The sequence below is a fragment of the Nonomuraea sp. B208 genome, from assembly GCF_057536035.1.
In genome coordinates, this window is record NZ_BAAJOU010000021.1 from 249552 (window position 1) to 269629 (window position 20078).

Below are 20078 nucleotides of genomic sequence, written 5' to 3' on the forward strand. Positions count from 1 at the left end.
CCGATGCGCAACGCCGGACTGGGAGGGTGGCCCGCCCGCCGGGCCCAGATGACACCTGATCGGACCGCCTTCATCTTCGCGGACCGGCCTGTCACCTACGCCGAGGTACACGAACGGACGACCCGGCTGGCGTCGCGGTTGCGCGCAGCGGGGGTGCGGGGCGGTGACCGGGTCGCCTACCTCGGCCGCAACCACGTCGCCTTCGTCGAGACGATGTTCGCCTCGCATCTGCTCGGGGCGATCTTCGTGCCGCTGAACTTCCGTCTGGCCGCGCCCGAGATCGGTTACATGCTGGACCACTCGGGCGCGGAGGTCCTGATCTACGCGCCCGAGTGCGTCGAGGTGGTGCGAGCCCTGCCGGACACCGCGACCGCCCTTCGAGAGGTCGTGGCCCTCGACGCTCCGGGGCCGGGGGAGCGGCATTACGACACCTGGCTGGCGGAGGGCGATCCCACCCCGATCGACACGCCCGTGAAGCTGGACGACACCGCGCTCATCCTCTACACCTCGGGTACGACCGGGCGGCCCAAGGGCGCGATGCTGACGCACGGCAACCTCGTGTGGAACTGCTTCAACCTCCTGCTCGGCGTCGATGTCACGAGCGACGAGGTGACGCTGATCAGCGCACCGCTGTTCCACGTCGCCGCCCTGAACCAGACTCTGCTGCCGACCTTCCTCAAGGGCGGCTGCTCGGTGATCACGCCGTCCTGGGACGTGGACGAGTGTTACGACCTCATGGAGAAGCACAGGGTCACGTGGATGTTCGGGGTCACCACGATGTTCGCCGCGTTCGCCAGGTCGCCCAGGTGGGCCGGCGCGGACTTGTCGTCGTTGCGCCACCTCATGGCCGGGGGAGCGGCGATCCCCGCCGCGCTGATCCGCACGTACCAGGAACGGGGCCTGGTGTTCTGCCAGGGATACGGGCTCACCGAGACCGCGCCCGGCGCCACGTTCCTCGAGGCCAGTCAGAGCGTGCGCAAGGTGGGTTCGGCAGGGGTGCCGGTGTTCTTCGCCGACGTGCGAGTCGTGCGACCCGACGGCACGGACGCGGCCGAGGGAGAGCCAGGTGAGGTGCTCATCCAGGGGCCGAACGTGACCCCCGGCTACTGGCGCGACCCGGAGGCGACCGCCGCCGCGTTCTCCGACGGCGGCTGGTTCCGCTCCGGCGACATCGGCGTCCTGGACGAGGAGGATCACCTGTACGTGATCGACCGGGTCAAGGACATGTACATATCGGGCGGGGAGAACGTCTATCCGGCCGAGGTCGAGGCAGTGATCTTCGAGCATCCGGCAGTCGCCGAGGTCGCGGTGCTCGGCGTACCCGACGCCAGATGGGGCGAGGTCGGCCGCGCGTTCGTGGTCCTACGCCCCGGAGCGAGTGTCACCACCGACGAGCTGCGCGAATTCCTGCGCCTTCGCTTGGCCAAGTACAAGATTCCGGTCTATTTCGACATCGCGGACGACCTGCCGAAGACGGGTTCGGGAAAGATCCAAAAACCGCGACTGCGAAGCCTTCCGCTGCCGGATGCCGACCCCTCCGCTTCTTCGCCGGCTGACCGGTGATACTACGGGATCTCGTGATGGACCCCATGGATTCCAGCCCGGCCACAGCCCCGATGACCCTGGAAACGGCGCCACTGCTCCTCTGCCTGCACGGAGGTGGGACGAGAAGAGCGTCGTCAGGGCGGAACGCGCCGCCGCCTGTCGACCCGTGACCACCCCGCCACCGGAAGACGTGCGACCGGCGCACGACGGACGCCGGTCGGCCGAGGGTCGGTATCTCCGCTCGCGGGCCGCCGATGGCGGGGATGGTGCGCGTCAGCGGGTCGCCGGCCAGGTCCGAGCGTAGGACGGTGGGACGGGAGCGGCCGCACAGCTCGGCCTGAAGCTCACGCACTGCCCCGGAAAGCAAAATGTGGAGGCCCGGATTCAACCGGAGCCCCCACATGTGCGTGCGGTGTGTGTCCGAGGGGGGACTTGAACCCCCATGCCCATCACTGGGCACTAGCACCTCAAGCTAGCGCGTCTGCCTATTCCGCCACCCGGACTTGGTGCCTGCACGTGGGACCGTCATCCCGCGTCGGCTCCGTAAGGTTAGCAAACTCTGAGGAGTGCGTCATACCAAGTATCGGGCCAGTCTTCGGAGACCCTCCCGATGGGGGCCGGGATGGGGCGGGCTGGAAGCCTCCATGAAGGTCTCGTGACGCGTGGGTGGCGGGAATCGGGGGGTTGGTCGCGGTACGTCCGCGCGGGGCTTGGCCAATTCCTGGGTTCTCTGGGGAAAGTGGCTTGCGGCGACTTTGCGTGCTGCTACGATTACGGATCGTTGAGGGGTGAGTCCACGACCGGCCCCACGATCTGTGGGGCCGGTTCTGGAGTTCGGGAGGTCTTGTGGCAGGCACGGCGGCAGAGCGGTCGAGGGTGATGTCCCTCGCTGCGTGCCGTGCGCGCGTGTCCGCTTCCCCGGGACAGAACGCGAACGTCGACCGGGGTCACCGGATGGCGCGGTTCGCGGCCGGTGCCCGTCGGCTCGTCGTGCGAGCGGCCTCGATCGGCGTCCTGGTGGCCGCCGGCTGGCTGCTCGCTGTTCTGTTCGGCATGCTCACCGCCGCCCCGGCGGCCGCGGATTCCGCCGCGGCGACAGGGGCGAAGGCGGCGACAGTGACCTCCGCCGTGGCGGAGGCCGAGGCCGGCTCCACCCAGTTCCCCGCCCTCGTGGGCTCCGGCGGCTTCGCGGCGTCCGACAACGCCGAGGCCATGGCCGGGCGCACGGTGGCCGGGCTCAACAGCCAGCAGGATCCTGGCCTGCCCTCACCGTCCACCGCCGGTTCGATCCTCGACGGCACCAACGGCTTGGTGCCCAACGGCGGTGGCAGCGGCCCTTACGGGCCCGTTGCCGGGGATGTCGCGCGGTCGCCTCTCGACCCGCGGCTGCAGGCGCGGCGCGTTCCCATCGCGTACGTGCTGCCCCCCGTCGTCCGCACAGCGGCGGACGACCCTTCCTTCTCTCCTGACTGATCCCCGCCCGGACCCCGGCCGACTCAGAGGCGCGACTGCGCCCGGCCGGTCCTGTCCGACACCGATGACCGTTACGTCACGGCGGAGCGTGGCCTGATCCCCTCTGCCGGCGGGTGACACGTCAGTTCTCCCGATTCGCGAATCCCGAGGTCCCGCTGTGCGTGACCTTCGTCACCACGGCCTCGGGACGCCCGCGATCCGTTCAGGTATCCCCCAAGAACCACTAGGAGCATCCATCATGCGTACGTGGGCCAAGGCAACGACCCCTGCCGCCCTTCTGGCCGTGGCGGTCATGTCGTTCGCCGGCAGCGGCACCGCGGTCGCCGACACCTCCGGCGACGCCTCCGTGCTCGGCGGCAACCAGGTCGACCTGCCCATCTCCCTGCCGATCGACATCAGCGGCAACTCGGTCGCGGCGGTCGGCGCCGCCGAGGCGGCCTCGCAGGGCGGCGCGACCGCCGTCAGCGGCCGCGGGAACGGCATCCCCAACCGCACCTCGGGCAACGCATCGGTGGGCGGCGGCAACCAGATCAACGTGCCGATCACCGCCCCGATCAACGCCTGCGGCAACGCAGTCTCGCTGATCGGCGTGTCCGACGCCGGCTGCAAGGGCGGCGCGACCGCCCGTACGCAGGGGCGTGGCGGCGCGGGCGGCAACCGCACCTCCGGCAACGCCTCCGTGCTCGGCGGCAACCAGATCAACGCGCCCATCTCCGCTCCGCTCAACGTCTGCGGCAACGCGATCGCGATCTTCGGCGCGGCCACGGCGGGCTGCAAGGGCGGGGCCGAGGTGCACAACACCGGCCGCGGCGCGGGCGGCAACCGTACCTCCGGCAACGCCTCCGTGCTCGGCGGCAACCAGGTCGTCGCGCCGATCTCCGTTCCGATCAACGTCTGCGGCAACGCGGTGGCCGCGGTCGGCCGGGCGTTCGCCGGCTGCCGGGGCGGCTCCTCGGTGCGCAACGGCGGTGGCGGGGGCGGTGGCTCCTCCTACCAGACCTCCCGTCACGTGCCCGCGCCTGGTTCGTCGGGCAACGACACCGACGGGCGGTTCGGCGTCGGCAGCGGCAACCAGGTGATCGCGCCCATCACCGCGCCGATCGACGCCTGCGGCAACGCCGTCGGCAACGCGGCCGCGGGCTGCATCGGCGGGACGACGGTCCGCGGAGGCGGCAGCGGCGCGGGCGGCAACCGTACCTCGGGGCGGGCCGGTGTGCTGGCCGGCAACCAGGTCGTGGCGCCCATCGCGGCCCCGGTCAACGTCTGCGGCAACGCGGTGGCGGTGGTCGGGCACGCGTTCGCCGGCTGCAAGGGCGGGGCGACGGTCCACAAGGGCGGCCGTGGCGCGGGCGGCAACCGTACGTCCGGGCAGGCGGGGGTCGGCAGCGGCAACCAGGTGGTCGCGCCGATCGCGGCTCCGGTCAACGTCTGCGGCAACGCGGCCGCGCTGCTCGGCTCGGCTGCGGCGGCGTGCAAGGGCGGGGCCGAGGTGCACGACAACGGCCGCGGCGCGGGCGGCAACCGTACCTCGGGGCGGGCCGGCGTGCTGGCCGGCAACCAGGTCGTGGCGCCGATCGCGGCCCCGGTCAACGTCTGCGGCAACGCCGTCGCCGTGCTGGGCGACGCCGCGGCCGGCTGCCTCGGCGGCGCCCACGTCGGCCGTGCGCCGTACCGGATGGCCGGGAGCTTCGACCGGTTCGGGCGGGCCACCGACAAGTTCAGGACGGCCAACGGCGCGCTGCCGGGGGTCCAGGGGGCTTCGGTCCCGGGCGGCACGGGCGGTCTGCCGGTGCTGGGCGGGCTGCAGGGCGTTCCCGCGCTGAGCGGGCTGGGCGGGCTGCAGGACATCCCGGCTCTGGGTGCCCTCCAGGGGGTCGCGGGTGGCGCGGGCGAGCAGGCCGTTCCCAGCGCGCAGAAGGCGCAGGGCGGCGCGGCCGACGGGCTGAGCGTCGCGCAGCCGGTGCAGGAGCTCGCCTCGGGTAAGGGGCTCGCCCAGCCGGTGGAGGGCCTGGCCTCCGGCCGGAGCGTCACCAAGCCGGCGCAGGACCTCGCGACCGGTGGCGGCGTCTCCGCTCTCGCGGGCGAGGTCCAGAAGGGCGCCGACGTCGCCGCCTCGCTCCCGGTGGTCGAGGACGCCTCCCGTACGTTCGGCCTGCCGCAGCTTCCCGAGCTGCCCGGGCTGCCCGCCGAGGCGCAGACCCCGGCCGCGGTCGCCCCTGTCAAGTCCGGCAAGCCGGCCAAGTCCGCGATGTCGGGCACCGGTGACCGTCGTGGCCGTGGCGCCGCCGGCGTTCCCGGCAACGGGCGCGTCGCGAGCAACCCGGCCCGCCCCGCCCGTCCGTCCTCGCCGCTGAGCCCCGCGACCGACCTGGTCGGCTCCACCCCGGTCGGCGGCGCTGTGGGCTCGGTCACCCGTGGTCTGCCGGTCGGCGACATCGGCCTGATGAGCGCCGCGCAGCCCGCCGGCGTCACCGGGATGAACTCCAGCTCGCTGCTGGCCCTGGCGCTCGGCGCCATGTTCGCTGCCTCGGCGACGATGTTCGCCACGGCTCGTCGGTTCCGGTTCGGCCGCAAGTAAGGAATCGCGTCAGGCCGTAAGTAACGCATTCGCAGGGATCTTCGGCAGGATGGCCCTCGCTCACGATCCGTGAGCGAACGGCAGAAGACGCTTTGCCCGTTCCGGGGGCGCGGCCCGGAGCGGGCAAAGCCATGCCCGCGATCGGACGGGCGTGGTCAGAGCGTGCTGCGTACTCGCATGATCTTACGGCGGAGCCGTACGTGGCGGCTGCCGTCGGGGTGGACGCGGACGCGCGCGAGCTCCCACTGACCGTACTCTGCGTGTTCGGTCAGCAGCTGACGTGCTGCTTCGCGAGTGAGGTCGCGCGGAATGAAGATATCCATGTAGGAGTAGTCGAGCACAACGATTAGTCTCCAGGGTGAGTCAGGGCGCCATGCCGCTCGATGGGCCTTATTCTGCGTGCTTGCGGGTGGACCCGGAAGCTAGTGGGTAGCCCGGGGGAAGGAAATTTCCGCGAGTCGGGTTACCTTTCAGTCTGTGCCGACTCCCGGCAGGGGGATTTGCAAGCGAACAGTGAGGTAGGAAGCAGCGTGCCAGCCAACAACGGCAGCACCGGCGGAACACGCCTGGTGATCGTCGAGTCGCCCGCCAAGGCGAAGACGATCAAGGAATACCTCGGTGCCGGCTACATGGTCGAGTCCAGCATCGGGCACATCCGCGATCTGCCGGAGAAGGCCGATGACATCCCCGAGAAGTTCAAAGGCGCGCCGTGGGCGCGGCTGGGGGTCAACGTCGAGCACGACTTCGAACCTCTCTACGTGGTCAATCCTGACAAAAAGGCGCAGGTCAACAAGCTACGTCAGCTTCTGAAGGACGCCGACGAGCTCTACCTCGCCACTGACGAGGACCGCGAGGGCGAGGCCATCGCCTGGCACCTGCGCGAGGTGCTGAAGCCCAAGGTCCCCGTGCACCGCATGGTCTTCCACGAGATCACCCCGCAGGCCATCCGCGACGCCGTCTCCAACCCCCGCGACCTCAACCTGCGCCTCGTCGACGCACAGGAGACCCGCCGCATCCTCGACCGGCTCTACGGCTACGAGGTCAGCCCCGTGCTGTGGAAGAAGGTCAAGCCCCGGCTGTCCGCCGGCCGGGTGCAGTCGGTCGCGACGCGGCTGGTGGTCGAGCGCGAGCGCGAGCGCATGGCGTTCACCTCCGCCCACTACTGGGACCTGCAGGCGCTGTTCGACACCGGCAAAGCCGAGGAGCGGCCGCGTGACTTCACCGCCACGCTGACCGGCGTCGACGGCCGGCGGGTGGCGCAGGGCCGCGACTTCGCCAGCACCGGGCAGCTCAAGACGGCCGACGTGCTGCACCTGTCGGAGCAGGCCGCGGGCGAGCTGGCCGGGCGGCTGCGCGGGTCGTCGTTCGCGGTCAGGTCCGTCGAGCGCAAGCCGTACACCCGCAAGCCGTACGCGCCGTTCCGTACCACCACGCTGCAGCAGGAGGCCAGCAGGAAGCTGGGCTTCTCCGCCAAGTACACGATGCAGGTGGCGCAGCGGCTCTACGAGAACGGCTTCATCACCTACATGCGTACCGACAGCATCACGCTATCGGAGACGGCGGTCGCGGCGGCGCGCGCGCAGGCCATCCGCCTGTACGGCGCCCAGTACGTCCCCGACAAGCCGCGCGTCTACAGCAGCAAGGTCAAGAACGCGCAGGAGGCCCACGAGGCCATCCGCCCGTCGGGCGAGGAGTTCCGCACGCCCGGCGAGACCGGGCTGAGCGGCGACATGTTCCGCCTGTACGAGCTGATCTGGCAGCGTACGGTCTCGTCGCAGATGAAGGACGCGGTCGGCGAGTCGATCAGCGTCAAGGTGGGCGGCACGTCGTCGAGCGGCGAGGACGTCGAGTTCAGCGCCTCCGGCCGGACGATCACCTTCTACGGCTTCCTCAAGGCCTACGTCGAGGGTCACGACGACCCGTCGAGCGACCGCGACGACGCCGAGAAGCGCCTGCCCAACCTGGCCGAGGGCGACGCGCTCAGCGTGAGCAGGCTCGACGTGGCCGGCCACTCGACCAAGCCGCCGGCCCGCTACACCGAGGCGTCGCTGGTCAAGGAGCTGGAGGACCGCGAGATCGGGCGGCCGTCGACGTACGCCTCGATCATCGGCACCATCCTCGACCGCGGCTACGTGTTCAAGAAGGGGACGGCGCTGGTGCCGTCGTTCCTGGCGTTCGCCGTGGTCAACCTGCTGGAGCAGCACTTCGGCAACCTCGTCGACTACGACTTCACCGCCGACATGGAGAAGGTCCTCGACGACATCGCCAACGACCGGGCCGAGCGGGTGCCGGAGCTGCAGCGCTTCTACTACGGGGCCGACGGCGACGAGGGCCTCAAGGAGATGGTCTCCGACCTCGGCGAGATCGACGCCAAGGAGATCAGCTCCTTCCCGATCAAGGGCACGGACATCGTGCTGCGCGTCGGCCGCTACGGCCCCTACCTCGACCGGGACGGCGCGCGGGTCAACGTCCCCGAGGACATGACGCCCGACGAGCTGACCGCCGAGAAGGCCGAGGAGCTGTTCTCGCGGCCCACGGGTGACCGCGAGCTGGGGCGCGACCCGGTGACCGGGCACGTCATCGTGGCCAAGGACGGGCGCTACGGGCCTTATGTGACCGAGGTTCTGCCCGAGCCGGCCGAGGAGGAGACGCCGAAGAGGCGTACGAAGAAGGCCGACGCCCCGAAGCCGCGGACGAGCTCGCTGTTCAAGACCATGTCGCTGGACACCATCACGCTCGACGACGCGCTCAGGCTCCTGTCCATCCCCCGGGTGGTCGGCGAGCTGGAGGGCGAGGAGGTCGTGGCGCACAACGGCAAGTTCGGGCCCTACCTGAAGAAGGGCACCGACTCGCGTTCGCTGGCGGCCGAGGACGACCTGCTGACCGTCACGATCGAGCAGGCCAAGGAGCTGTTCGCGCAGCCCAAGCAGCGCGGGCGGCGGGCCGCCGCGGCGGCGCCGCTGCGCGAGCTGGGCGACGACCCCGCCTCGAAGAAGCCGGTGGTGGTCAAGGAGGGGCGGTTCGGGCCGTACGTGACCGACGGCGAGACCAACGCCTCCCTGCGCAAGGGCGACACGGTCGAGGACATCACGATCGAGCGGGCCGCCGAGCTGCTGGCCGAGCGGCGTGAGCGGGCGCCCGCGCCGAAGAAGACCACGCGGAAGGCGCCGGCGAAGAAGACCACGTCGACGAAGACCACGGCGACGAAGGCGGCGACGGCGAAGTCGACTACTACGAAGACCGCGGCGGCGAAGAAGGCGCCTGCGGCGGCGAAGAAGTCGGCCTCCAAATCGTAAGTAGCATCACCTATGTGATTGTCCTGGTCTTCGTCGGTCTGATCCTGCTGGCGCACTATTACCTGTGGCACCGGCTGGTGCGTTCGACGACGGCCCCCGGGCGGCTCCGCAAGGCGCTGACCTGGGGTGTCGTGGCGTTGATGCTGCTGGTCGTGGCGACGTTCGTCGGGACGCGGGCGGACTTCGGGACGTGGCTGGCCTGGCCGGGCTATCTGTGGCTGGCCATGCTGTTCTACCTGTTCGTGTTCCTCGCGGTGCTGGAGATCCCGCGGGCGGTGGCGGCGGTGTGGCTGCGCCGGGCCGAGCGGCGGCGCGCGCCGGTGCCTGAGCCGGTCGCGGTGCTCGCGGGCACGCCGGCGCCGGACGACGTGGCGGCGGGACTCCCCGACGCGGTCCCCGACCCCGTGGAGCCGCCCGCCGCCCTGAGCAGGCGCCTGTTCCTGGGGCGGGCCACCGCCGCCGTAGCCGGGGTGGGCGCGGCGGCGACGGTGGGGTACGGCGTGTCGAGCGCCCTCGGCGACCCCGTCATCGAGCCGGTGCGGGTCACGCTGCCGAAGCTGGACCCGCGGCTGAGCGGGCTGCGCTTCGCCGTGGTGAGCGACATCCACCTCGGGCCGCTCACCGGCCGGTCCCACACCGAGCGCATCGTCCGCATGATCAACGGGCTGGAGGCCGACGTCGTCGCGATCGTCGGCGACCTCGTGGACGGCTCGGTCGCCCGGCTCGGCCCGCTGGCCCGGCCGCTGAAGGACCTGGAGTCGAGGTACGGGGCCTACTTCGTGACCGGCAACCACGAGTACTTCTCCCCCGGCGGCTATGTCGAGTGGCTGGACGAGCTCGGCGAGCTGGGCGTGCGCCCGCTGCGCAACGAGCGGGTGGAGATCGCGCACCAGGGGGCGGTGCTCGACCTCGCGGGGGTCAACGACCTCGGCGGCGCCGCGCAGGGCGACGGCCCCGACTTCGCCAAGGCGCTCGGCGGCCGGACCTCCGGCAGGTCCACGGTGCTGCTGGCCCATCAGCCCGTGCAGGTGTCCGAGGCCGCCAGGCACGGCGTGGACCTGCAGCTGTCCGGGCACACGCACGGCGGGCAGATCATGCCGTTCAACCTGGTGGTGGGCCTGCAGCAGCCGGTGGTGTCGGGCCTGGCCACGGTGGACGGGGTGCAGGTCTACACGACCAGGGGCGCGGGCTTCTGGGGGCCGCCGGTGCGGGTCGGCGCGCCGCCGGAGATCACGATCCTGGAGCTCCGCTCCTGACGTAAGGTAATCGAGTGGTCACGAGAGGCCATCATGCCGTAGTATCCGTCCGGATACAAGAAGCGGGGTGAGCATGGTGTCCTCGGCGATGGAGGCGGCGCTGGCCGCCGGTGTCGCGGCCTGGGCCGAGCGCGGCGGGCTGCTGTTCCGGCAGGCCAGGCAGGCGGCGAGCATGAACCAGTCGGCGCTGGCCGGCCTGAGCGGCACGTCCAGGACCACGTTGTCGGCCTACGAGCACGGCAGGAAGTCGCCGACGCTGGAGACCGCGGGCCGCATCCTCGACGCGGCGGGGTTCCGGCTGGTGCTGGAGCCGAAGGTCGAGTTCGCCGCGCGGGAGACGGGCGACGGGCGCAGCTTCCACGTGCCCAGCAGGCTGGGGCGGCTGCCGGTCGCGGCGGCGCTCGGCGTGGCCCGGCTGCGGGGGCGCGACTACGACCTGGCCGACCGGGGGGAGCGGCGGGAGGCGTACGCGCTGCTGCTGCGGGAGGGCACCGCGCAGGAGGTGCGTGACCACGTCGACGGCGTGCTGCTGGCCGAGCTGTGGAACGAATTGGATCTACCACCCGATATCCACGCGGAGTGGTTGCCAGTGGTGGAAGAAGCTCGACATGGGGCCGGAGTCGTCCAGTGACGTCGTTGTCGCAGACCTGTTCGCGATGGGTGACCTGCGCGCCGGCGCGCGGGCGTAATACTCTCGGCAAGCCCCCGGGTGCGGCCGGCCCGTCGCTTGTCCACCCGCCCCTGGCCCACACCTGGATACGCTGAGAAGATGACTGCCCCTGGCCGACGCCCCCGCGCTCACGTGCTGGCCAACGTGCCGTTCCGACGGCTCTGGACGGCCATGTCGGTGTGCAGTCTGGGTGACTGGCTCAACCTCCTCGCGCTGACCGCCCTGGCCGCCAACCTCACCAGCGGCTCCGACTACCGCGTGCAGTCGCTCGCCGTCGGCGGCGTCTTCGTCGCCAAGATGCTGCCGGCCGTGCTGCTCGGGCCGCTGGCAGGCGTGTTCGCCGACCGGTTCGACCGGCGGCTGACCATGGTCGCGGCCGACCTCGCCCGCTTCGCGGTGGTGCTGTCGATCCCGTTGATCGGCAGCTACCAGTGGATCATCGTCGCGACCGTCCTCGTCGAGTGCGTCAACCTCTTCTGGGTGCCGGCCAAGGACGCCACCGTGCCCAACCTGGTGCCGAAGGCGGAGCTGGAGGCGGCCAACCGGCTCAACCTGCTGGTCACCTACGGCACCGCGCCGGTCGCGGCCATGCTGTTCGCGGCGCTGTCGGTGGCGGGCGACCTGATCGCCGGGCTCGCGCCCGCCCTGACCGGGCCCTACCTCGCGCTGATCGTCAACGCCTGCGCCTACCTGGTGTCGGCGGCCCTGATCTTCACGCTGCGCGACATCCCCAAGCGCGACAGCGGGGTCTCCACGCCCTCCGTGCTCAAGCAGATCGTGGAGGGCTGGCGCTTCGTCGGCCGCGACCGGCTGGTCCGCGGGCTGATCATCGGCATGCTGGGGGCGTTCGCCGCCGGCGGGGCCGTGGTGGGCGTGGCCAAGATCTACGTCGGCACGCTCGGCGGCGGCGACGCGGCCTACGGTGTGGTGTTCGCGGCGGTCTTCTTCGGCATGGCGCTCGGCATGTTCTTCGGGCTGCGGCTGCTGCGCGAGCTGTCGCGGCGGCGGCTGTTCGGGCTCGCCATCACGGTCGCCGGGCTGGTGCTGGTGGCGATCGCGCTGGTGCACAACCTCGTCATCGTGGTCATGCTGACCGTGCTGCTCGGCGCGTGTGCGGGCATCGCCTGGATCATCGGCTACACGCTCATCGGGCTGGAGGTCGAGGACGGGCTGCGCGGCCGGACGTTCGCGTTCCTGCAGTCCACGGCGCGGGTGACGCTGCTGCTCGTGGTGGCCGTGGCGAGCCCGCTGGCGGCGCTGTTCGGCGAGTACGACCTGGCGTTCGGCGCGATCGGCTACCGCTTCGACGGCACCAACCTCGTGCTGGTGGTCGCCGGCGCGCTCGCCATGACCGTCGGCCTGCTCGCGCTGCGCCACATGGACGACCGCAAGGGCGTCCCGCTGGCGGCCGACCTCATCGCCGCCGTGCGGGGCGACCGGTTCCCGGCCGAGGGGTCCGAGCACGTGCCGGGGCTTTTCGTGGCCTTCGAGGGCGGCGAGGGCTCGGGCAAGACCACCCAGTCCCGTACGATCGCGATCTGGCTGCGCGACCAGGGCTACGACGTCGTGCAGACGCGCGAGCCCGGCTCCACCAAGGTCGGCATGCGGCTGCGCGCCATCCTGCTCGACGCGGCCGAGAAGGGGCTGTCGGCGCGGGCGGAGGCGCTGCTCTACGCCGCCGATCGGGCCGAGCACGTGGAGAAGGTGATCCGCCCGGCGCTGCACCGGGGCTCGCTGGTGATCACCGATCGCTATGTCGACTCGTCGCTTGCCTACCAGGGAGCGGGCCGCGCGCTCGCGCCCGACGACGTCTCCAAGATCAACGCCTGGGCCACCGGCGGCCTGGTGCCGCACCTGACCGTGCTCATCGACACCCCGCCCGAGGTGGGGCTGACCCGGCTGGGCGGCGCGGTCGACCGCATCGAGGCCGAGCCGCTGGAGTTCCACGAGCGGGTGCGCAAGGAGTTCCGCGCGCTGGCCGCCGCCGCGCCCGAGCGCTACCTCGTGGTCGACGGCACGCAGCCGATGGACGAGATCACCCGTCAGATCCAGGACCGCATCCACGAGCTCCTGCCCGACCCGGTGCCCCGGGAGTCCGAGGACATCACCGGCACGATGCCCGCCATCCGCGACTAACCTTGCCTCGTGACCGTCTTCGATGACCTCGTAGGCCAGGACCAGGCCGTCGCGGTGCTGTCGCGTGCCGCGGCGGCGGCCGGGGAGGTCGTCGCGGGCGGGCGCGGCGCGGGCATGACGCACGCCTGGCTGTTCACCGGCCCGCCCGGGGCCGGCCGCGAGGACGCCGCCCGCGCCTTCGCCGCCGCGCTGCTCTGCCCCGACGCCGGCTGCGGCCACTGCGACCAGTGCCACCAGGTGCTCATCGGCTCCCATCCCGACCTGGAGGCCGTACGCCCCGAAGGGCTGTCCTACAGCGTCAAGCAGACCCGCGAGCTCATCCTGCGCGCGGCCGGGGCGCCGACGCAGGGCCGGTGGCGGGTCATCCTGTTCGAGGACGCCGACCGGGCCACCGAGTCGGCCGCGAACGCGCTGCTCAAGGCCATCGAGGAGCCGCCGCCCCGTACGGTGTGGCTGCTCTGCTCGCCGGCCCCCGACGACCTGATGATCACCATCCGGTCGCGCTGCCGCCTGATCACGCTCACGACGCCCGGCACGGAGGCGGTCGCCCGGGTGCTCGCCGCCCGCGACGGGGTGCCGTGGGAGACGGCCGCGTTCGCCGCCCGCGCCGCTCAGGGGCACATCGGGCGGGCGCGGGCGCTCGCGCTGGACGACGCCGCCCGGCAGCGTCGTGAGGCCGTGCTGGGCATCCCACGCTCGCTCACGGGGGTGGGGGAGTGCGTCTCGGCGGCCGAGCGCCTGGTGAAGACCGCCGAGGAGGAGGCCGCCGCCGCGACGGCCGCGCTCAACGACAACGAGACCACCGAGCTGCGCAGGATCTACGGCGAGGGCTCCACAGGCAAGGGGCTCAACCGCGGCCTGGTGCGGGGCGGCGCCGGCGCGCTGAAGGAGCTGGAGGACCGGCAGAAGTCCCGGGCGACCCGGATCAAGCGCGACTCGCTGGACGCCGCGCTGCTGGAGCTGGTGTCGTTCTACCGCGACGTGCTCGCCGTGCAGTTCGGGGCGGGCGTCGAGCTGGCCAACGACGACCTGCGCTTCGACCTCGACCAACTCGCGAAGAGGTCCACGCCCGAGGAGACATTGCGCCGGATTGATGCGATCATGCAATGCCGTGAGCGGCTGGCGGCGAACGTCAACCCGCAGATCGCGGTCGAGGCGATGATGCTGGCGCTGCGCTGATCGCGTACATCCTTCTGGAGGGCTCAAAGCTCATGCGTGCGGTGTTACGAGGGCTGCTTGGCTTTGTTCTGGTGGCGTCGGCGGTTGTCGCGGTGAGCTCGCCGGCCTCCGCCGCTGGTGACGCCGAGTGGGAGATCCGCGTCTTCATGTGCTCCTCCCCGTCCATGCTCGGCTGCGAGAAGCGCACGGCCACGGGGGCCCAGAAGCGGGCGGTTCGTACGCTGCTGGAGGGCCTGCCGGAGGTGGAGGAGGTGCGTTTCGTCGATCAGGCCGGGATGTACGCGAGCTTCCGGCGTGACTTCGCCGCGAACAAGCCCCTGCTGCGGCGGACCCGGGCGAAGGACCTGCCCGAGACGTTCGTCCTCCGAGTGAAGGAGGGCGCCGACCGGGACCGCGTAACGCGGGCCGTCATCGGGCGGCCGGGCGTCTCCTGGGCCATCGATGCGGCCGAGAGGCGGCGGGATGCGCTGTCCTGGGTGGAGGACTGGAGCGGGAGCGTCTTCCTGTGCACCGCCGGCTCGGCTTGGGACCGGTGCACCAAGGGCCGGGGCAAGGCGAACAAGAAGGCGGCGACGGCCCGGGAGCGGGCGGCCGTGGGGGCGGCGCTAGCGAAGGATCCCGCGGTCCTGTCGTACGTGTTCGAGGATCAGCGCACGGCGTACGAGAACTTCAAGGACGACTTCGCCGGTAACGACGGCTTGCTCGCCATTACCGAGGTGACGGACATGCCGGAGTCGTACCGGTTGATTCTGAGGCCCGGGGCTGACTGGAACACCGTGACCAGCCGGATGGTGCGGATGTCGGGGGTCAGCTGGACGTCCAACGCCAGGTGCTTCGAGACGGTCGTCAAGCTGGCGGGGGAGTACGGCCTCCTGGACTACAGCTCTGCCATCGGGGACGGTTCTCCCAACGCCTGCGCGCCCGGAACCGGCTGACCGCCCGAGCAGCAGACGGGCTCGCCAGGCGTCTCTGATACGTGGAAGTCGAACTACTCACCCAACAAGAGGCCCTGGCGCGGCAGCGGGTCGACGTGGCGTCGATCTTCGCCGAGCACCATGTGGGTCTCGTCCGGCTGGCCCTCATCATGGTGGGCGACCGGGCGACCGCCGAGGACGTCGTCCAGGAGGCGTTCACCCGCACTCATGCCGGCCGGGGGCGGCTGCGCGACGCCGACAAGGCGCTGGCGTACGTCCGGTCGGCGGTGCTCAACGGATGCCGGTCGGTGCTGCGGCGGCGGGCGACCGTGTTCCGGCGGGCGTTGCCGTACGAGCCGCCGGTCTGGTCGGCGGAGAGCGCCGCGCTGCTGGGTGAGGAGCGCCGCGAGGTGCTGCTCGCGCTGCGCGAGCTCCCCCGCAGGCAGCGCGAGGCGCTGACCCTGCGCTACTACTTCGACCTCGCCGACCAGGAGATCGCCGACACCATGGGGGTCGGCGCGAGCACGGTGAGGTCCACGATCGCGCGGGGGCTGGCCGCTCTCGCCAGGGCACTCGGGGAGGACGCATGAACAGCCCGGTGGAAGAACGACTGCGCGCGGCCCTGGCGGAGGCGGGCGCGACCATCGACCCCGACACGCTCCGGCCCCTGCCCGCGCCCGCCCGGCGTCGCTCGTGGATGGACGCCCGGCTGCTGGCGGTGGGCGTCGCCGTGACGGCCGGCGTCGCGGCCACGGCCGTGGGGCTGTCCCTGGGCTCGGGGGACGACCAGATCGCGGTGGCCGAACCGGCGCGGATCGAGCCCGGCAAGGCCGACATGACCGTCTTCATGTGTTCGACCGGTGCTCTCGTGCCCGAGGAAGCCCGTTGTGGAGGGCGTGACGCCACCGCCGAGGAGATAGCCGCCGCTGAGCAGGCGGTGCGGGGGTTGTCGCAGGTCGAGGCGGCGTACACCGTGGATCAGCAGCACGCCTACGACGACTTCCGCGCCGACCTCGCCCTCAACCAGCCGATGCTGGACGCGGTCAAGGTCACCGATCTGCCGGTGTCGATCCGGCTGACAGTCAAGAAGGGGGCGGACCGCCGCGAGGTGGAGAAATACCTCCGCGCGCTGCCCGGGATCGGAGAGGTCGCCGACAACACCGCCACCGAGGCGGTGTTGGAGTCGCGTTCGGAGATGCGGGTCAACGTGTTCCTGTGCGGCAAGGGGTCGCTGCTGCCGTCCTGCGGCGCGAAGCGCAAGCCAGACGGGACCGTTGTCAAGGAGGGCAAGGCGGCGACGAGGTCCCAGACGATCGCCCTTGGGAAGCTGATCGGGGACCTGCCTCAGGTGCAGTCGGTCACGTTCGAGGACCAACAGGCGGCGTACAACAACTTCAGCCGCGAGTTCGCCTCGAACAAGGCTCTGCTGAACGCCACCAAGGTGTCGGACATGCCGGAATCGTTCAGAGTGCTCCTGAAGCCGGGGAGCGACTGGGCCACACCGGTTGCGACGCTGAGACGCCAGCCCGGCGTGGCCAGCGCCTTGTACGGCCCCTGCCAGCAGGACAGCATGCTCGCCCTCAGCCGTTACGGGGTGAGCCCGCCGGAGGACAAGGCGTGCTCGCCCGGCAGTTGATCACCCCCGCCCCTGACCTTCGGCGCGCCTGGCCACGTAATGTGGGCAGGAAGGCCGGAAAGACCTAGGCGTCAGGAGGCGAGCGCGAGCCCATGGGAATGATCATGGCCGTGAGCTTCACCCGCTACGGGAGGCTCTACTACCTCGACCCCGGAGGGCATAGCCCCAAGGTGGGCGACAAGGTGCTCGTACCTACCGATTCGGGCCCTGAGGTGGCGGAGTGCGTCTGGGCGCCCCAATACACCAGCGAGGACATCGACGGCCTGCCGGTCTGCGCCGGCCTGGCCGGCGAGGAGCACCTGACTCGCGACGAGACCAACAAGCGCCGCAGGGCCGAGGCGAGAAGCGTGTCGAAGCGCCTGATCAAGCGGCACAGCCTGCCGATGAAGGTGGTCGGCATCGACTATCTCGACGAGGACAACGTCTACACCGTCTACTTCTCGGCCCCGCACCGCGTGGACTTCCGCGCGCTGGTCCGCGATCTGGCCCGCAACCTGCGCGCCCGGGTCGAGCTCCGCCAGATCGGCCCCAGGGACGAGGCCCGCCTCCAGGGCGGCATCGGCCCCTGCGGCCGCGACCTGTGCTGCGCCACCTTCCTGAAGGACTTCGAACCGGTCTCCGTACGCATGGCCAAGGACCAGGACCTCCCGGTCAACCCGCTCCGCATCGCCGGCGCCTGCGGCCGCCTGATGTGCTGCCTCAAGTACGAGCACCCGCTCTACCAGGAGTTCCGCGCCTCAGCGCCGCGCGTGGGGACGAACGTGGAAACCCCGGAGGGCGCCGGCACGGTGGTGGGCCACAATGTGCCGTCCGACTCGGTGGTCGTCCGGCTGGCGGACGGGGGGCGGCGGTGCTCCTGCTCGAAGGCCAGCGTCTGCTCGCCACGCAAGCAACACGACGCGATGTACGGCGACGGAACCGTGTCCTCGTAGGGGGTGCGCGTTCTGTCCGGAGGCGCGCGGTTGTGGGGGAGCGAGGAGTGTCCGGGCTCCTGTAGACTTTTCACGCTGCATGGCACCCGCCGCCTTAGCTCAGTCGGCCAGAGCACTTCACTCGTAATGAAGGGGTCTGGGGTTCGAATCCCCAAGGCGGCTCTCAGCTCAAAGGCCCTCTCGGTTTGTCTGAGAGGGCCTTTGGCTTGAAGTACGTGTCCACGCCTTTTCTATGCGCCTACTCGTTCGGCCAGTTCCTGTAGCTCCGACGACGCCGGATCCTGCATCGTCACCAGGTCGGAGACGAGCTGCCGCACTACCCGATGGTTACGGATCTGCTCAGGAGTGACGTTCTCCGCCTCCAGCAGGCGCGCTACCGCCTCGTCCACCTGGCGACGCTGCGCATGCGCCCGGGCGAGATCCACTGCCAGCCGTGCCCGCCGCTCGGCTGACAGCGTCGAGGCGTCCACCGCGGTTCCGACCCGCAGGGCATGCCCGGCGTCACCGACCTCCACCGCTACGGCGACCTCGTGTAGTGCCACGTTGGCCGGCCCGAACTCGGTGTTGTAGTCGTTGCGCCCTTCGCCGACCCGTGAGGCCATCTCGCGGGCGCGTGACAGGTGCTCGTAGGCGACATCGGCCTGATTGAGTCGCGAGGCTGCCACCGCCCGCTGCAAGGTCAGTCCGCCCCACAGCGACATCGCTTCCACGTTGCCCTGATCGGTCAGGAACCACAGCGCCTCGGCAGCCGTACGCGCCGTCTCCTCCACCTGATCGAAGTGACGCGCCCCCAGGAACACGAACCCCAGCCGGAACGCCCCAGCCGCCATCATCAACGGGTTACCGGCACGCTCGGCCGCGCTGATGGCCCGATCCGCCGCGATCCACGCCGCCTCCGGCTCACCCAGCTTCGCCAGCGACGCCGAACACGCCTGATAGGTCACCGCCAGCAGCTCGAACAGCTCGGCTTGGCGCTCGGCGGGCGCGGACCGTACCGCGTTCTCCAGCGTCGGAACGAGCCCACGCAACAGCTCCGTCAGCTCGACGTAGCGGCTTTGATGCGTCAGCTCCCAGGCGTGATCCACCCGCGGCTTGAGCTGCTCGGTCGGCGGCACCGGCGTCGCGTGCAACATGGCCTGCAACGAGTGCGCCCCGGACAGTACCAGCCGCAGCCCGGCCGTCCCCGGCATCTCCTCGGTCGTGGCCGCCACCACCGGCGCCTCAGCGGCCAGCTCCGACAGCGGCACGTCCAGCGTTTCGGCGACCTTCTCCAGCACGGACATGCGATCGACCTTGCGCACGCCCCGCTCAACTTGCGAGATCCACGCCACCGACCGATCGACCAGCCGTGCCAGCTCCGCTTGTGACAGGCCCCGCCGTTTGCGTTCTTGGGCGATGCGTCGTCCGAGCGCCCGCTGATACTCCATGCTCACGACGTCGTGCCCTTCCCGCTCAGCAGATCCAGCCAGTCGACCTCCACCGAGGCCAGCAGCTCTTCCCGGGCCGTCAGGAAGCGCCTGGTGTGCTCGGTCTGCTCGTGGGCGTCGAAGGCGTCGCGGTCCCGGTACAGCTCGTAGAAGATCCGCTGGAGCGGCTGACCGTCCACCCGGTGTGAGGCGTACACGATCGTTCCCGGCTCGTGCCGGCGGATCGCCTCGATTGTCTCACCGACGAGGGCGTCGAACGCTGCGGCGCTCTCCTCGTCCTTACAGGTGAATCGCACCATGAGTCCGAACATGTACGCCTCCTGAGTCGCCGTCACGGTCTGGGATCTCGGTGTTCTCACTCGACCAGTACTTATTGTGCGGCGCAAGTACATCAAGTCGCTTGTACTTGGAGTATAGCACCAGTACTTTAAGTACGGATAGCGGATCGCAGGGCGTTGACCTGCATGAACGCAAGGAAACGGCGATGTACCCAGCGCTGAACAGCCGCCAAGAAATCCACAGATGGTGTCGCAACTTCCCCGGCACCAAGGCCCAGATCAGCGAAGCGCGCCGATTCGTCACCAGCTACCTCGGCGACCGCCCCGAGACCTACACCGCCGAACTCGTCACATCCGAACTCGCCACCAACGCCATCCGCCACACCCGTAGCGGCCAGGCCGGCGGCCGATTCGGCGTCACCCTCCACGCAGGCACCACGCTGCTGATCCTCGCCGTCCACGATGAAGGCGGCCCCTCCACCCCGCGCCGATGCCAGGCCGAGAACACGGATCAGAACGGCCGCGGGCTGCACCTGGTGGAAAGCCTGACAACACGCTGGGGCGTCCACGGCGACGACGGCGGACGCACGGTATGGGCGCTCATCCCTCTCAACCCCGCCGACCAGCCCGCATGAGCAACTGCCTGTCACCCCACCTGCCGGAGCCGCAGCCGAACCACGCGCGACTGACCTGGTTCGCAGCTCGTACGGATTCGCGACGACGAATCATCGCCTGGACCTGCCACTGCGACTCGGTCA

General features: G+C 70.6%; 16 protein-coding genes and 2 tRNA genes. 14 read left to right on the forward strand and 4 right to left on the reverse strand.

Going from position 1 to position 20078, the window contains the following annotated elements; genetic code table 11:
• Positions 1-3 precede the first annotated feature (3 nt).
• Positions 4-1563: an acyl-CoA synthetase gene (locus AC27IY_RS18115; RefSeq protein ID WP_487178632.1), complete on the forward strand. Its 1560-nt coding sequence runs from the start codon at positions 4-6 to the stop codon at positions 1561-1563.
• A gap of 399 nt (positions 1564-1962) precedes the next feature.
• On the opposite strand, the gene AC27IY_RS18120 is transcribed toward AC27IY_RS18115, so the two are convergent.
• Positions 1963-2048: transfer RNA gene (locus tag AC27IY_RS18120), tRNA-Leu, on the reverse strand.
• Positions 2049-2451: 403 nt separating this feature from the next.
• Here AC27IY_RS18120 and AC27IY_RS18125 point away from each other — a divergent pair.
• Positions 2452-3018: a hypothetical protein gene (locus tag AC27IY_RS18125; RefSeq protein WP_487178633.1), complete on the forward strand. Its 567-nt coding sequence runs from the start codon at positions 2452-2454 to the stop codon at positions 3016-3018.
• Positions 3019-3256: 238 nt separating this feature from the next.
• Complete coding sequence (locus AC27IY_RS18130) at positions 3257-5596, forward strand: chaplin family protein (RefSeq protein ID WP_487178634.1); 2340 nt, start codon at positions 3257-3259, stop codon at positions 5594-5596.
• 155 nt (positions 5597-5751) lie between these two features.
• Here AC27IY_RS18130 and AC27IY_RS18135 read toward each other — a convergent pair whose 3' ends face one another.
• Positions 5752-5937 carry a DUF5703 family protein gene (locus AC27IY_RS18135; protein ID WP_080044299.1) on the reverse strand — a complete coding sequence of 62 codons (186 nt, stop codon included), beginning with the start codon at positions 5935-5937 and terminating at the stop codon, positions 5752-5754.
• Between the two features lie 189 nt (positions 5938-6126).
• Between AC27IY_RS18135 and topA the strand changes: the two genes are divergently transcribed.
• The 10 genes from topA (at position 6127) to AC27IY_RS18185 (ending at position 17777) form a co-directional block, all read left to right on the forward strand.
• Positions 6127-8892, forward strand: a complete 2766-nt coding sequence (gene topA, locus AC27IY_RS18140) for a type I DNA topoisomerase (RefSeq protein WP_423451985.1) — start codon at positions 6127-6129, stop codon at positions 8890-8892.
• Between the two features lie 14 nt (positions 8893-8906).
• A complete protein-coding gene (locus AC27IY_RS18145) occupies positions 8907-10148 on the forward strand; it encodes a metallophosphoesterase (protein ID WP_344213686.1) in 1242 nt (413 codons plus the stop codon).
• A gap of 73 nt (positions 10149-10221) precedes the next feature.
• On the forward strand, positions 10222-10779 hold the full coding sequence (locus AC27IY_RS18150) for a helix-turn-helix transcriptional regulator (RefSeq protein WP_344214080.1): 558 nt from the start codon (positions 10222-10224) through the stop codon (positions 10777-10779).
• Positions 10780-10917: 138 nt separating this feature from the next.
• A complete protein-coding gene (tmk, locus tag AC27IY_RS18155; protein WP_449949524.1) occupies positions 10918-12954 on the forward strand; it encodes a dTMP kinase in 2037 nt (678 codons plus the stop codon).
• A 9-nt stretch (positions 12955-12963) separates the two neighbouring features.
• Complete coding sequence (locus tag AC27IY_RS18160; RefSeq protein ID WP_487178635.1) at positions 12964-14133, forward strand: DNA polymerase III subunit delta'; 1170 nt, start codon at positions 12964-12966, stop codon at positions 14131-14133.
• A gap of 71 nt (positions 14134-14204) precedes the next feature.
• Positions 14205-15068, forward strand: coding sequence for a permease-like cell division protein FtsX (locus AC27IY_RS18165; protein WP_487178636.1), 864 nt, complete (start codon positions 14205-14207; stop codon positions 15066-15068).
• Between the two features lie 41 nt (positions 15069-15109).
• Entirely contained in the window at positions 15110-15637 is a 528-nt protein-coding gene (locus AC27IY_RS18170; RefSeq protein ID WP_350770032.1) for a sigma-70 family RNA polymerase sigma factor, read from the forward strand.
• Entirely contained in the window at positions 15634-16683 is a 1050-nt protein-coding gene (locus tag AC27IY_RS18175; RefSeq protein ID WP_487178637.1) for a permease-like cell division protein FtsX, read from the forward strand. The genes AC27IY_RS18170 and AC27IY_RS18175 overlap by 4 nt, the downstream gene beginning before the upstream one ends.
• 92 nt (positions 16684-16775) lie before the next feature.
• A complete protein-coding gene (locus AC27IY_RS18180) occupies positions 16776-17615 on the forward strand; it encodes a PSP1 domain-containing protein (RefSeq protein WP_487178638.1) in 840 nt (279 codons plus the stop codon).
• Positions 17616-17703: 88 nt separating this feature from the next.
• Positions 17704-17777, forward strand: a tRNA-Thr gene (locus AC27IY_RS18185).
• Between the two features lie 68 nt (positions 17778-17845).
• Here AC27IY_RS18185 and AC27IY_RS18190 read toward each other — a convergent pair.
• The gene (locus AC27IY_RS18190; protein WP_487179111.1) at positions 17846-19042 is read right to left on the reverse strand and encodes a helix-turn-helix domain-containing protein; all 1197 of its coding nucleotides are present in this window, start codon (positions 19040-19042) and stop codon (positions 17846-17848) included.
• A gap of 2 nt (positions 19043-19044) precedes the next feature.
• Positions 19045-19353, reverse strand: coding sequence for a putative quinol monooxygenase (locus AC27IY_RS18195; protein ID WP_487178639.1), 309 nt, complete (start codon positions 19351-19353; stop codon positions 19045-19047).
• A gap of 173 nt (positions 19354-19526) precedes the next feature.
• On the opposite strand from AC27IY_RS18195, the gene AC27IY_RS18200 reads away from it, so the two are divergent.
• Positions 19527-19955, forward strand: coding sequence for an ATP-binding protein (locus tag AC27IY_RS18200; RefSeq protein WP_487178640.1), 429 nt, complete (start codon positions 19527-19529; stop codon positions 19953-19955).
• Positions 19956-20078 lie beyond the last annotated feature (123 nt).